Here is a 14,084-nt window from a genome sequence, read left to right as displayed (position 1 = left end):
TATCGTCATGGCATTACGCATCTGGAGGATTTTTTCCTTCCGCCATAAACTCTTCGTCCAACCCTTCGACGTTCCCCGCGTGGTCACGCCCGGAGAACAGGTTCCAGCAGGCGAGGAACAGCGCCGCGATCAACGGGCCGATGACAAAGCCGTTGATGCCGTAAATTTCCATACCGCCAATGGTGGTAATCAGGATCAGGTAGTCAGGCATTTTGGTGTCTTTACCCACCAGCAGCGGGCGCAAAATGTTATCCACCAGCCCGACAATCACGATAAAGAAACCGACGATAAAGAGCCCCTGCCACAGCTGGTCGGTGGCGAAGAGAAATATCGCCGCCGGTACCCAGATAATCGCCGAGCCCACGGCGGGTACCAGCGACAGAAATGCCATCAGCGCCCCCCACAGTACGCTCCCGTCGATGCCGACAATGGCAAACGCAATGCCGCCCAGCGTCCCCTGAACGACCGCCACCACCGCCGTGCCTTTGACCGTCGCCCGGGTGACGCCGACAAATTTGGCAAACAGATGCTGTTTCACAAAATCGGTCAGCGGCAGCGAGTCCAGAATCTGATTCACCAGATACGGGCCATCTTTTAGCAGGAAGAACAGCAGATACAGCATGATGCCGAAGCTAATGGCAAAGCCGAAAGTGCCCTTACCAATCAGGAACGCGCTGCCAGCCAGGTACTGCCCCCCCGCCAGCGCGACGTCAGAGAGTTTTTTCTGAATTTGCGCGACGTTATCCAGGTCGTGCTCTATCAGAAAACCTCGCGCCCAGTGCGGTAGATGCGAAAAAATGCTGGCAATAACCTGCGGGAAACGCGTGTTGTTCTCCTGCAGCTTGGTGTAAATCACGTTCAGCTCAAGCGCCAGCGATGACAGGATCGCCATCAGCGGAATAAACACAATCAGACAGATAATGACAATCGTGATGAGCGATGCCAGCTCGTTGCGCTCGCCCAACGCGCTACGCAGCTTATTTTTCACCGGGTTGAACACCACGGTGAGGATAGCCGCCCACAGAATGGCGGAAAAATAGGGGGAAAGTACGTCGAAAAATGCCCAGGTGACGAGAGCAAGAATGAAAATAAAGAAACCTTTGGTCAATCCGTTAAAGCGCATTGCTAAGTCCTGTTGCGGGAAATCTGTCACGACTATAGGTGCGTTTAGCCGGATTTACCAGGTCAGGGCGTTACGCGCGCCGTCGAGTTGGGCCGAGTGATGTTGAGGAAAACCGCCGTAACGCCAGCGCATCATGAAGATGTCTCATGTTGCAATGAAATTAAGTCGCTTTCACTCACCCAGAGGCTCTGGCATAAAATACACATTATTAACTTATTGGCAACATGAAGCCGCCGGATGCGTGAAGTAAAACACGCGAATAATCAACAGGCTCGGTTTTCATATCCCGACTCAGGAGGCAAGACTGCCATGAATAAAGATTTTACTTTTACTATTAAGCACAGCCTTTTCGACGAAAATTATAATCCTTCTGAGAATACCCGTATTACGACTAATTTTGCCAATCTCGCCCGCGGTGAAAACCGTCAGCAGAATTTACGCAATACGCTCAAGATGATTGATAATCGCTTCAATAATTTAGCGTACTGGGATAATCCGCAGGGCGATCGTTATTCCGTTGAGCTGGATATTATTTCCGTTGAAATGAATATTGCGGACACCGCCTTTCCGGCGATTGAAATTCTGAAAACCAATATTATTGATAAAAAAACCAACGAACGAATTGAAGGGATTGTTGGCAATAACTTCTCGTCCTACGTTCGTGATTATGACTTTAGCGTCCTGCTATTGGAGCATAATAAGCATCGTACCGAATTTACGATTCCGGAAAACTTTGGCGATTTGCATGGCAATATCTTTAAGCATTTCGTTAATTCAGCGGAATACAAAGCACAGTTTAAAAAGCCGCCGGTCATCTGCCTCAGCGTATCCAATAAGAACGCCTATCAGCAGACCGGCAATCAGCATCCAGTTCTGGGGGTGGAATACCAGCAGCACGGCACCTCGTTAACCGAGCATTATTTCAGCAAGATGGGCCTGAAGGTGCGCTATTTCATGCCGAAAAACAGCGTTGCGCCGCTGGCCTTCTTCTTTACCGGCGATTTGCTGAGCGACTACAGCGACCTGGAACTGATCGGCACCATCAGCACGATGGAGACCTTCCAGAAAATTTATCGCCCGGAAATTTATAACGCTAACTCCGCGGCAGGTTTGCACTATCAGCCGAATCTGAGTCAGCAGGATCATTCATTAACCAAAATTGTTTACGACCGGGAAGAACGCAGCCGGCTCGCCATTGAGCAAGGCAAATTCACCGAAGAACACTTTATCAAACCGTACAAACATATTCTTGAGCAATGGTCAGCCGACTACGCGCTTTAATGAATTCACATTGAAAGGTTATCTATTATGAAAACATTGCTCCCGACATCAACGGCTGGCAGCTTACCGAAACCGTCCTGGCTCGCGCAGCCGGAAACGCTGTGGTCGCCGTGGAAACTGCAGAATGAAGAGTTAATTCTGGGCAAACAGGATGCGCTGCGTTTATCACTGGACGATCAGCTGCGGGCCGGAATTGATATTGTCAGCGACGGTGAGCAAACCCGTCAGCATTTTGTCACCACCTTTATTGAGCACCTCAGCGGCGTCGATTTTGAAAAACGCGAAGTGGTGAAAATACGTAATCGCTACGATGCCAGCGTGCCGACCGTAGTTGGAGCCGTCGAGCGTAAAAAACCGGTCTTTGTCGATGACGCGCGTTATTTACGTCAGCTCACCAAACAGCCGATAAAATGGGCGCTGCCGGGGCCGATGACCATGATCGATACCCTGTACGATGCCCACTATAAAAGCCGCGAAAAGCTGGCCTGGGAATTTGCCAAAATCCTTAATCAGGAAGCGCGCGAGCTGGAAGCGGCGGGCGTGGACATTATCCAGTTTGACGAGCCGGCCTTTAACGTCTTCTTCGATGAAGTTAACGACTGGGGCATCGCCACGCTGGAGCGCGCGATTGAGGGGCTGAAATGCGAAACCGCCGTGCATATCTGTTACGGCTACGGTATTAAAGCCAATACCGACTGGAAAAAGACGCTGGGCAACGAGTGGCGTCAATATGAGGAAGCGTTTCCGAAGCTGCAGGCGTCGAATATCGATATCATCTCGCTGGAGTGCCATAACTCTCGCGTGCCGATGGACCTGCTGGAACTGATTCGCGGTAAAAAGGTGATGGTCGGGGCCATTGACGTCGCCAACCATACCGTCGAGACGGCGGAAGAAGTTGCCGATACCCTGCGCAAAGCCCTGCAGTTTGTGGATGCCGACAAACTGTATCCGTCAACTAACTGCGGCATGGCCCCGCTGCCACGCTACGTGGCCCAGGGCAAGCTCAACGCGCTGAGTGCGGGGGCGGAAATCATTCGTCGCGAGCTAGCGGCGAAGTAACCTCACAACACACAGGCGATCGCCGGGATCGCCTGTCATTTACCCAGGCTACGCGTTCTGATAAAGATCCCAGCGGTTGCCATACAGATCTTCAAACACCACCACCGTACCGTACTCCTCCTCACGTGGCGCTTCGCAGAAATGCACGCCTTTCGCCTTCATGGCATGGTAATCGCGCCAGAAGTCATCGGTCTGTAGGAACAGAAAGACTCTTCCGCCGCATTGGTTGCCGATAAAACCTTCCTGCCGTTCGTTGGACGCGCGCGCCAGCAGCAGATTGCAGTCGCTTTCCGGGTTGGGTGATACCACCACCCAGCGTTTGCCCGGCTGTGGCGTATCTTCAACAAGCGTGAACCCCAGTTTGTCCGTGTAGTACTGAATCGCGCGGTCGTAGTCGTCGACCACAATGGCGACGTGCCCCAGGCACCGTTTTTGCGTTCTCATTGACTGCTCCAGCCAGATTCTCATGCCAATACCCTACACGTTTTCACGCATAAAAAAACCGCCGATAAATCGGCGGTTATTCACATCATCACGCTGGATTACATCAGCGGCATCGCCAGCTGAACGATGCTAATCAGCGGCTGCGGGTAGATACCCAGCACCAGCACCAGCAGCGCGGAGATCAGCACCACGATACCGCCCGCGCTGTACTGCCAGTTAGACGGCGCATCGCGGCCCGGCTGCTGAGGTGCGCTGAGGTACAGGCTCACAGCAACGCGCAGGTAGTAGTAGAGGCCAATCGCGGAGCCAACCACCACCGCGCCAACCAGCCACCACAGGTGCGCCTGGACGCCGACGGCCAGCACGTAGAACTTACCGATAAAGCCAAGCGTCATCGGGATACCGGCCAGCGACAGCATCATCACCGTCATCACCGCCGCCAGAATCGGACGGTTCCAGAACAGACCACGGTAGGAGTACAGGGAATCTGCATCCGGACCACGGTACGGGCTGGACATCAGGCTGACCACGCCGAACGCGCCGAGGCTGCTGAACAGGTAACCGGCCAGGTAAACGCCAACGGTCTCCATCGACATCTCGCCGCTGTGCAGCGCAATCAGCGCCACCAGCAGGTAGCCGAGGTGAGAGATAGAGGAGTAACCCAGCAGACGTTTGATGTTGGTCTGGCTCAGCGCCATCAGGTTACCGAAGATGATAGAGGCGAAGGCGATAATCCCCAGCACCACGCGTACCGCTTCGCTGTCGCCTACCGGCGCGTACAGGAACAGACGCATCACCACCCCGAAGATGGCAATCTTGCTGGCGGTCGCCAGGAAGGTGGAAACCGGCGCAGGCGCGCCCTGGTATACGTCCGGCGTCCACAGGTGGAACGGCACCAGCGAAAGCTTGAAGCCCAGACCGACGATCATCATCCCAAGGCCCGCCAGCAGCAGCGGTTCGTGCAGCATGTTGTCGCTGAGGCTCTTACCGAGCGCCAGGAACGACAGGTCGCCAGACTGCGCGTACAGTAACGCGATACCGAACAGCAGGAACGACGATGCCGCAGCGGACAGAATGGTGTATTTGATGCTGGCTTCCAGCGAACGTTTCTGGCGGAAGGCGTAGCCAATCAGACCGAACAGCGGCAGAGAGATAAGCTCAATCCCGAGGAACAGCGCCGCCAGATGGTTGGCGTTAGCCAGCAGAATGCCGCCCAGTGCGGCAATCAGCACCAGCAGGTAGAACTCTTCCCGGTTATCGGTGTAGCCCTCAAGCCACGGATAGGCAAAGGTGCAGGTCGCCAGGCTCGCCAGCAGCACCAGCCCGGTGTAGAGCATCGCGTAACCGTCAACGCGCATCAGCGGGGTGACGTCCATCGCGCCCGCCTGGCCAACAAACCAGAGCGACACCAGCGCGGCGTTAAGCCCAATGACCGACAGCGTGGCATTGAGGAAGTGATTGCGTCGCCACGCAATGGAGAGCATCACAACCACCACCGTCAAGCCGACGATCAGCAGCGGTAACAGCGCGATCAGTTGTTGTGGAGTTATTGTCATGGCGAATTACGGCCTTGTAGTTGAAACAGAATTAACAAACCACTGCTGGATGTTGCCCATCGCAGAATGTGACGTGTCGAGAATCGGCTGCGGGTAGAAGCCCAGCAGAACCAGAAGCACGACCAGCAACAGCACGATGAACAGCTCGCGCAGCGACATCCCTGGCAGTTCTTTTGCCGCGATTTCGCTCTTCGCTTTACCGAAGTACGCCCGGTGCAGCATCGCCAGTGAATACACTGAGGCGAAGACCAGACCAAAAGTGGAAACCACCGTAATCACCGGCACGATATGGTAGCTGCCGAACAGGATCATAAATTCGCCAACGAAGTTACCGGTACCCGGCATCCCCAACGTCGCGACGGCGAAGAACATTGACAGCGCCGGCAGCCACTTAATTTTGCTCCACAGACCGCCCATCTGACGCATGTCGCGGGTATGCAGACGCTCGTACAGCTGACCACACAGAATGAACAGACCGGCCGCGGACAGACCGTGTGCAATCATCTGAATCACCGCGCCCTGGTACGCCAGCTGGCTGCCGGTATAGATGGCAATCAGCACGAAGCCCATGTGGGACACGGAGGTGTAGGCAATCAGACGTTTAATATCGTACTGGGTAAACGCCATCCACGCGCCGTAGAAAATACCAATAACGCCCAGCCACATCGCGATAGGCGCGAACTCGGCGGAAGCATTCGGGAACAGCGGCAGCGCGAAGCGCAGCAGACCGTAGGCCGCGGTTTTCAGCAGAATCCCCGCCAGGTCAACGGAACCAGCGGTAGGTGCCTGAGAGTGCGCGTCCGGCAGCCAGCCGTGCAGCGGAACCACCGGCATTTTCACCGCGAAGGCGATGAAGAAGCCGAGCATCAGCAGATATTCCACGCTGTGGGACATCGGGGTCTTCAGCAGATCCTGATAGTTGAAGGTCCAAACGCCGGTCGCATTATGGTGCACGAACACCAGCGCCAGGATGGCAATCAGCATCACCAGACCGCTCGCCTGGGTATAGATGAAGAACTTGGTGGCCGCCGTGATACGCGTTTTACCGTCGGAGGCTTTATGGCCCCAAAGCGCGATCAGGAAGTACATCGGCACCAGCATCATCTCCCAGAAGAAGAAGAACAGGAACATGTCGATGGCCAGGAACACGCCGATAACGCCGCCCAGGATCCACATCAGATTGAGGTGGAAGAAGCCCTGGTATTTCTGGATTTCATTCCAGGAACAGAGCACCGCCAGCACGCCCAGCAGACCGGTCAACACCACCATCAGCAGCGACAGGCCGTCGATAGCAAGGTGGATAGTGATCCCAAAACGCGGGATCCACGGCAGGATGAACTCAGACTGCCACTGCGGCAGACCGGCAGATTGCGTGAGTGAGTAGCCGCCCTGCAGCCACAGCTGCAGGCCAAGCGCCAGCGTCAGTCCCATGGTAATCAGCGCTATCCAGCGCGGCATCTTCACGCCAAAGCGTTCGGTCTGCCAGCAGAGGAAACCGCCAATAAAGGGAATCAGTATTAGCCAGGGTAATAACATGGCAATTCATTTCCTTATTCATCTATCCGGTAGCGACATCGCTCGCCGGAACAGGAAAACAGCACGACATTTTCATGGGGAGGAAAACCCTCCCCAACGAATTAACGCAATACCATCAACAGCGCCAGCACCACCACGGCACCAATGCTCATTGACGCAACATACCAGCGCAGATAACCGTTCGCGCTCAGCACCAGGCCTTTGCCTGCAAAGCGGGAAAGGATCGCCGGAATGTTCATCAGCGCGTTGAGCGGGTCGCTCTTCAGCAGCCAGGCGATGCCCAGGAATGGCTTAACGAACACTTTGTCGTACAGCCAGTCAAAGCCCCAGGCGTTGTACCACCAGGTACCCAGCAGACGGCCCGGCGCGCTGTTGGCGATAGAGGTCACCAGCGTACGTTGACCCAGCCACAGCCATGCGGCAATCAGGATACCGGCAATTGCCACGATGCCTGAGGTGATTTCCAGCGTCAGCACGCGGCCATGTTCCAGCTCGGTCGTTGCCGGCAGTACGCCGTGCAGCGGCGGCACAATCAGCGCCCCCACGAAGGTCGACAGCACCATCAGCACAATCAGCGGCAGGTGATGGGTAATCCCCTTCCCGGCGTGCGCATGAATCTGCTCTTTACCGTGGAAGACGATGAAGATCATACGGAAGGTGTACAGCGAGGTCATGAACGCGCCGACCAGACCCGCCACCATCAGATTGATATGGCCGTTAGCCATCGCCCCGGCAAGGATTTCGTCTTTACTGAAGAAGCCCGCGGTAATCAGCGGCAGCGCGGAGAGCGCGGCGCCACCGACCAGGAAGCAGGCATACACCAGCGGAATAGACTTACGCAGGCCACCCATCTTGAAGATGTTCTGTTCGTGATGACAGGCCAGAATCACCGAGCCGGACGCCAGGAACAGCAGCGCTTTGAAGAACGCATGGGTCATCAGATGGAAAATCGCCGCGTCCCACGCCTGTACGCCCAGCGCCAGGAACATGTAGCCAATCTGGCTCATGGTAGAGTACGCGAGTACACGTTTGATGTCGGTCTGCACCAGCGCGGCAAAGCCTGCCAGCACCAGCGTAATCGCCCCAACGATACCCACCAGATGCAGCACTTCCGGCGTCATCAGGAACAGGCCGTGAGTACGGGCAATCAGGTAGACACCGGCGGTTACCATGGTGGCAGCGTGGATCAGCGCGGAGACCGGCGTTGGGCCAGCCATCGCGTCCGCAAGCCAGGTCTGCAACGGCAGCTGCGCGGATTTACCCACGGCACCGCCCAGCAGCATCAGCGTTGCCCACATCAGCATGTTATTGCCTGCGGCAAAGTGCGCCGGCGCCAGTTCCACCATTTCGCGGAAGTTCAGCGTGCCCAGCTCGTTGTAGAGAATGAACAGCGCGAACGCGAGGAACACGTCACCCACGCGGGTTACCACGAAGGCTTTCATCGCCGCCGCGCCGTTCTTCGGATCGGTGTAGTAGAAACCGATCAGCAGATAGGAGCACAGGCCCACGCCTTCCCAGCCCAGATACATCAGCAGCAGGTTATCGGCCAGTACCAGAACCACCATGCTGGCGATAAACAGGTTGGTGTAGGCGAAGAAGCGGGAGTAGCCCTCTTCACCGCGCATGTACCAGGAGGCGAACATGTGGATCAGGAAACCGACCCCGGTCACCACCGAGAGCATGGTCAGCGACAGGCCGTCCAGCACCAGGTTGAAACCGATATTGAAATCACCGACGGACATCCACGTCCACAGCGGCTGGCTGAACGCCTGCTTACCGTTAGCGAAGAAGTCGATGCCTGCGTACGCCGTCACCAGCGCGGACAGACCAATCGAGCCAATCCCCACGGTGGCGGAGAGGTTTTCCGACCAGCGCCCGCGAGAGAAGGCCAGCAGGACAAAGCCAATTAATGGGAAAATAATGGTTAAAGCAAGCATGTTCATCCGCGCAACTCACTTACTGAATCGATGTTCAGGTTCTGGCGGCGACGATGGAGCTGCAGCAGCAGCGCCAGGCCAATACTCGCTTCCGCAGCCGCGAGGGTAATGGCGAGGATATACATCACCTGACCGTCGGTCTGGCCCCAGTAGCTGCCGGCGACCACGAAGGCCAGCGCGGCGGCGTTAATCATGATTTCCAGCCCAATCAGCATAAACAGCAGGTTACGGCGGATAACCAGACCGGTTAAACCCAGCACGAATAAAATCGCAGCGAGGATCAGCCCATGTTGTAAAGGAATCATGCGTGTTCCTCCGTTTTCCTTTTCGCGCTATCGCCTGCGCGATTGCTCAGCACTTCACCCGGACGGTCTTCGCGTCCCAGGTGGAAGGCCACAACCAGCCCCGCCAGCAGCAGCATAGAGGCCAGCTCTACCGCCAGGACGTATGGCCCGAACAGCGCGATGCCAACTTCTTTAGCGCTAATCGCGTTGCCTTCAATCCCCTGGTCATTCAGGCCGATGATGGCGTAAACCATCACCGCCAGCAGCACGGCGGACAAAATCGCCGGGCCAATCCAGATTTGCGGCTTCAACCACTCACGTTCCTGAGCGATTTCAGCGCCGCCCAGGTTCAGCATCATCACCACGAAGACGAACAGCACCATGATGGCGCCCGCGTAAACGATGATCTCCAGCGCACCGGCGAAATACGCGCCCAGCGAGAAGAACACCCCGGCAATTGCCAGCAGCGAGATAATCAGATACAGCAGCGCATGTACCGGGTTAGTGTGCGTAATCACTCGCAGCGTCGCGAGGACAGCAATCAGGCCACAGATATAAAAAGCGAATTCCATTGCCCCTCTCCTTACGGTAACAGGCTCTTAACGTCGATAGGCTTAGCTTCGTTCTCTGCTTCGCCCTTATCTTTGCCGTCGATTGCCATACCCGCCATCCGGTAGAAGTTATATTCCGGGTATTTACCCGGACCGGAAATCAGCAGATCCTCTTTTTCGTACACCAGATCCTGACGTTTGTATTCTCCCAGCTCGAAGTCCGGGGTCAACTGAATCGCCGTGGTCGGGCACGCTTCTTCACACAGGCCGCAGAAAATGCAGCGCGAGAAGTTAATGCGGAAAAACTCCGGATACCAGCGGCCATCTTTGGTCTCTGCTTTCTGCAGAGAGATACAGCCCACCGGGCAGGCTACCGCGCACAGGTTACAGGCCACGCAGCGCTCTTCACCGTCCGGGTCGCGCGTCAGCACGATACGGCCACGATAGCGCGGCGGCAGGTAAACCGGCTCTTCCGGGTACATTTGCGTTTCGCGTTTGGCGAACGCATGCAGGCCAATCATCCAGATACTGCGTACCTGGGTGCCAAAGCCTACGAGTAATTCTTTTAAGGTCATGGTCTATTCGCCCCTTATTGCGCCTGCCACAGAATGACAGCCGCCGTTACCAGCAAGTTGATCAGCGTCAGCGGCAGGCACACTTTCCAGCCGAAAGACATTACCTGGTCATAGCGCGGACGCGGTAATGAGGCGCGAATCAAAATGAACATCATCATGAAGAACGCGGTTTTCAGCGCGAACCAGATGAACGGCGGTAAGAACGGGCCTTGCCAGCCACCGAAGAACAGCGTCACGATCATGGCCGATACGGTAACGATACCGATGTATTCCCCCACGAAGAACAGACCGAATTTCATGCCGGAATATTCAATGTGGTAACCGTCGGCCAGTTCCTGTTCGGCTTCCGGTTGGTCAAACGGGTGGCGGTGACACACCGCTACGCCCGCAATCGCAAAGGTAATGAAGCCGAAGAACTGCGGGATAACGTTCCACAGGTGAGCCTGGTTATTGACGATGTCGGTCATATTGAATGAACCGGCCTGCGCTACCACGCCCATCAGGGACAGACCGAGGAACACCTCGTAGCTCAGGGTCTGCGCAGACGCACGCATCGCCCCCAGCAGGGAGTATTTGTTGTTACTCGACCAGCCGGCGAACAGCACCGCGTACACCGCGAGGCCCGCCAGCATCAGGAAGAACAGGACGCCAATATTGAGGTCGGCGACCACCCAGCTTGGGCTGACCGGCACAATGGCGAAGGCCAGCAGCAGCGAGGTGAAGGCGATCATCGGTGCCAGCGTAAAGATGACGCGGTCCGAGAATTTCGGAACCCAGTCTTCTTTAAAGAACATCTTGATCATGTCCGCAACCAGCTGGAGCGAACCGCCCCAGCCCACGCGGTTCGGCCCGTAGCGGTTCTGGAACAGGCCCAACAGGCGACGTTCGCCGAAGCTCATGAACGCCCCGCAGGTGACCACCACCAGCAGGATGACCACGGCTTTAACAATGCTGAGGAGGATCTCAATCAGATCCGGCGTTAACCAACTCATGCTTTTGCCTCCTGCAGATTATCAAGGCGCGCACCCGCCAGCACCGGCGCAATGCCCGGCAAGCCCATCGGTAAGCCCACCTGCCCTGCCGCCAGCCCTTCAGAGATGATCAGCGGGAGAACGATGGTCTGGCCGTCGTAGCTAAAGGCGATATTCGCGCCCGCATTAACGCCAAGCTTCGCGGCATCTGCCGGGTTCAGCTTGATGTACGGCTGCGGCATACGGCTCTGGAACACCGGAGAGCGCTGGGACATTTCGTCGCTACCGAACAGATGGTAGTACGGCGCAATACGCCAGTTGCCTTCCTGCGCCTGGAAGCTTGCCGGAACGGTGGTAAAGAATTCCAGACCGCTTTCCGATGCTTCAATCAAACGCACGCCCGGATCGCCGTGGCGCAGTTTGCCGCCCACTTCCGCCTGGAACTTGTTCCATGCCTGCGGGGAGTTCCAGCCCGGCGCCCACGCGAACGGGATTTGCGAACGCGGCGCTGAAGGCTGGTTGTTCCCTTCCATCGAGAAGGCAAACATGGTGTCTTTATCCTGCGGCTGACGCGGCTCGTGCACGCTGATGTTGGCGCGCATCGCCGTACGGCCGCTGTAGCGGTGCGGTTCACGCGACAGTTTCTGACCGCGAATACGGAAGCTGGCGTCCGGCGCGGCATCTTTAATGCCCGCCAGCTGCGGCAGCTTCTCGATGGCCGCATCAATCACGTGATCGAGCTGCGTCCAGTCCACTTCACGGCTCTGCACGGTGCTGTGCAGCGAGTGCAGCCAGCGCCAGCTTTCAAGCATCACGGTGTTGCTGTCGTAGTACGCCGGGTCATACACCTGGAAGAAGCGCTGCGCGCGGCCTTCGTTGTTGATAACCGTTCCGTCGCTTTCTGCGAAGCTTGCCGCAGAGAGGACCAGATGCGCTTTGTCCATAATCGCGGTGCGCTGATGGTCAATCACCATCACCAGCGGCGCTTTGGCAAGCGCGGCATCAACCCGTGCCGCAGAAGCGTGGCGATGCAGGTCGTTTTCCAGCACCACTACCGCGTCGGCCGCGCCGGTTTCCAGCTCGCTTAACGCCGCTTCCAGAGAGCCGCCGCCAATCATCCCCAGACCGATGCTGTTTACCGCACGCGCGATCATGGTTACGCCCACGTCGGCGCCACGGCCCTTCAGCGCTTTCGCCACGTTGGCAGCCGCCTGAATAACCTCCGCGCTACCGGCGTTGGTGCCGGAAACGATCAACGGTTTCTTCGCCCCGGCCAGCGCCTGGACGATCACATCGATCTTGTTTTGCAGGTCGCGATCCAGGCCTTCAACGGCCGGCGCGCTATTGTCCAACGCATGCGCGATAGCAAAACCGAGGCGCGCCTGATCTTCCACCGGCGCGCGGTAGGTCCACGCCGCGATGTCGTCAAGGCGAGTATCGTCAACGTTGGTCACAAACAGCGGATGCTTCGCGCGCTGGCCGATGTTGAGGATTGCCGCAATCTGCCAGTCAGCCACTTTCTGCGCGGCTGCCATTTCACGTGCTTTGCCTTTCACCGCCTGACGCACCGCCAGGGCGGCGCGAGCGCCGGTTTGCGTCAGGTCTTCACCCAACACCAGCACCGCATCATAGGATTCAATTTCGCGCAGCGCAGGGGTATGAATACCGCCTTCACGCAGCACTTTCAGCACCAGTTGCAGACGTTCCTGCTCGCCCTCGGCGATACCGGTGTAGAAGTTTTCCGCGCCCACCAGCTCGCGCAGCGCGAAGTTGCTTTCGATGCTGGCGCGCGGAGAACCGATACCGATCACCTTCTTAGACTGGCGCAGAATATCTGCCGCACCCTGCATCGCCTGTTCGGCGTTGAGGGTGATGACGTCATCGCCACGGCGCTGAACCGGCTGACGCGGACGGTCTTTCAGGTTCACATAGCCATAGCCGAAACGGCCGCGGTCGCAGAGGAAGTAGTGGTTAACGGTACCGTTGTAACGGTTTTCGATACGACGCAGTTCGCCGTAACGTTCACCCGGACTGGTGTTACAGCCCAGCGAACATTGCTGGCAGATGCTTGGCGCAAACTGCATATCCCACTTACGGTTGTAGCGCTCGGAGTGCGTTTTATCGGTGAATACGCCAGTCGGGCAAATCTCGACCAGGTTACCGGAGAATTCGCTTTCCAGCGTACCGTCTTCCGGACGACCGAAGTAGACGTTGTCGTGCGCGCCGTACACGCCCAGGTCGGTGCCGTCAGCGTAATCTTTGTAGTAACGCACGCAGCGATAGCAGGCGATGCAGCGGTTCATTTCGTGAGAGATGAACGGCCCCAGATCCTGATTACGGTGGGTACGCTTAGTAAAGCGATAGCGACGGAAGCTATGGCCGGTCATGACGGTCATATCCTGAAGATGGCAGTTACCGCCTTCTTCACAAACCGGGCAGTCGTGCGGGTGGTTGGTCATGAGCCACTCCACCACGCTCTCGCGGAACTGCTTCGCTTCTGCGTCGTCGATAGAAATAAAGGTGCCGTCGGATGCCGGTGTCATACAGGACATCACCAGGCGACCACGCGTGTCTTCCGCGTTCTGATATTGCTTCACCGCACACTGGCGGCAAGCACCGACGCTCCCAAGCGCCGGGTGCCAGCAAAAGTACGGAATATCAAGGCCCATAGAGAGACATGCCTGTAGCAGGTTGTCCGCTCCATTAACCTCGTATTCTTTGCCGTCTACATGAATCGTAGCCATTAGCGTGCTTCCAAAATAAATAA

At 56.8% G+C, this 14,084-nt stretch carries 12 protein-coding genes; 2 read left to right on the top strand and 10 right to left on the bottom strand.

Translation table 11 applies throughout. The features are described 5' to 3' along the window. Positions 1-13: 13 nt before the first annotated feature. Positions 14-1,123, bottom strand: coding sequence for an AI-2E family transporter (locus M989_RS07585; protein ID WP_064543904.1), 1,110 nt, complete (start codon positions 1,121-1,123; stop codon positions 14-16). Between the two features lie 309 nt (positions 1,124-1,432). On the opposite strand from M989_RS07585, the gene M989_RS07580 reads away from it, so the two are divergent. Further along, positions 1,433-2,404, top strand: coding sequence for a DUF1852 domain-containing protein (locus M989_RS07580; protein ID WP_064543902.1), 972 nt, complete (start codon positions 1,433-1,435; stop codon positions 2,402-2,404). Between the two features lie 27 nt (positions 2,405-2,431). Then, positions 2,432-3,463: a methionine synthase gene (locus M989_RS07575; protein ID WP_064543900.1), complete on the top strand. Its 1,032-nt coding sequence runs from the start codon at positions 2,432-2,434 to the stop codon at positions 3,461-3,463. Positions 3,464-3,511: 48 nt separating this feature from the next. On the opposite strand, the gene M989_RS07570 is transcribed toward M989_RS07575, so the two are convergent. The 9 genes from M989_RS07570 to nuoG form a co-directional block, all read right to left on the bottom strand. Further along, complete coding sequence (locus M989_RS07570) at positions 3,512-3,907, bottom strand: VOC family protein (protein WP_064543898.1); 396 nt, start codon at positions 3,905-3,907, stop codon at positions 3,512-3,514. Positions 3,908-4,005: 98 nt separating this feature from the next. Beyond that, a complete protein-coding gene (gene nuoN / locus M989_RS07565) occupies positions 4,006-5,463 on the bottom strand; it encodes an NADH-quinone oxidoreductase subunit NuoN (RefSeq protein ID WP_064543896.1) in 1,458 nt (485 codons plus the stop codon). A gap of 6 nt (positions 5,464-5,469) precedes the next feature. Then, on the bottom strand, positions 5,470-6,999 hold the full coding sequence (nuoM, locus tag M989_RS07560; RefSeq protein WP_064543895.1) for an NADH-quinone oxidoreductase subunit M: 1,530 nt from the start codon (positions 6,997-6,999) through the stop codon (positions 5,470-5,472). 101 nt (positions 7,000-7,100) lie between these two features. Further along, positions 7,101-8,942 (bottom strand): NADH-quinone oxidoreductase subunit L, encoded by a 1,842-nt coding sequence (gene nuoL, locus M989_RS07555; protein ID WP_064543892.1) that lies wholly within the window; start codon positions 8,940-8,942, stop codon positions 7,101-7,103. After that, positions 8,939-9,241, bottom strand: coding sequence for an NADH-quinone oxidoreductase subunit NuoK (nuoK, locus tag M989_RS07550; protein ID WP_035892477.1), 303 nt, complete (start codon positions 9,239-9,241; stop codon positions 8,939-8,941). Before nuoK ends, nuoL begins: the two co-directional genes overlap by 4 nt. Continuing rightward, entirely contained in the window at positions 9,238-9,792 is a 555-nt protein-coding gene (nuoJ, locus tag M989_RS07545) for an NADH-quinone oxidoreductase subunit J (RefSeq protein ID WP_064543890.1), read from the bottom strand. Before nuoJ ends, nuoK begins: the two co-directional genes overlap by 4 nt. Before the next feature lie 11 nt (positions 9,793-9,803). After that, positions 9,804-10,346: an NADH-quinone oxidoreductase subunit NuoI gene (gene nuoI / locus M989_RS07540; protein ID WP_000172742.1), complete on the bottom strand. Its 543-nt coding sequence runs from the start codon at positions 10,344-10,346 to the stop codon at positions 9,804-9,806. Positions 10,347-10,360: 14 nt separating this feature from the next. After that, a complete protein-coding gene (nuoH, locus tag M989_RS07535) occupies positions 10,361-11,338 on the bottom strand; it encodes an NADH-quinone oxidoreductase subunit NuoH (RefSeq protein WP_064543888.1) in 978 nt (325 codons plus the stop codon). Continuing rightward, on the bottom strand, positions 11,335-14,061 hold the full coding sequence (gene nuoG, locus M989_RS07530; protein WP_064543886.1) for an NADH-quinone oxidoreductase subunit NuoG: 2,727 nt from the start codon (positions 14,059-14,061) through the stop codon (positions 11,335-11,337). Before nuoG ends, nuoH begins: the two co-directional genes overlap by 4 nt. Between the last annotated feature and the right edge of the window lie 23 nt (positions 14,062-14,084).

It is taken from the genome of Kluyvera georgiana ATCC 51603 (assembly GCF_001654985.1).
Classification (GTDB): domain Bacteria; phylum Pseudomonadota; class Gammaproteobacteria; order Enterobacterales; family Enterobacteriaceae; genus Kluyvera; species Kluyvera georgiana.
This window is presented reverse-complemented; position numbering and strand designations above follow the sequence as displayed.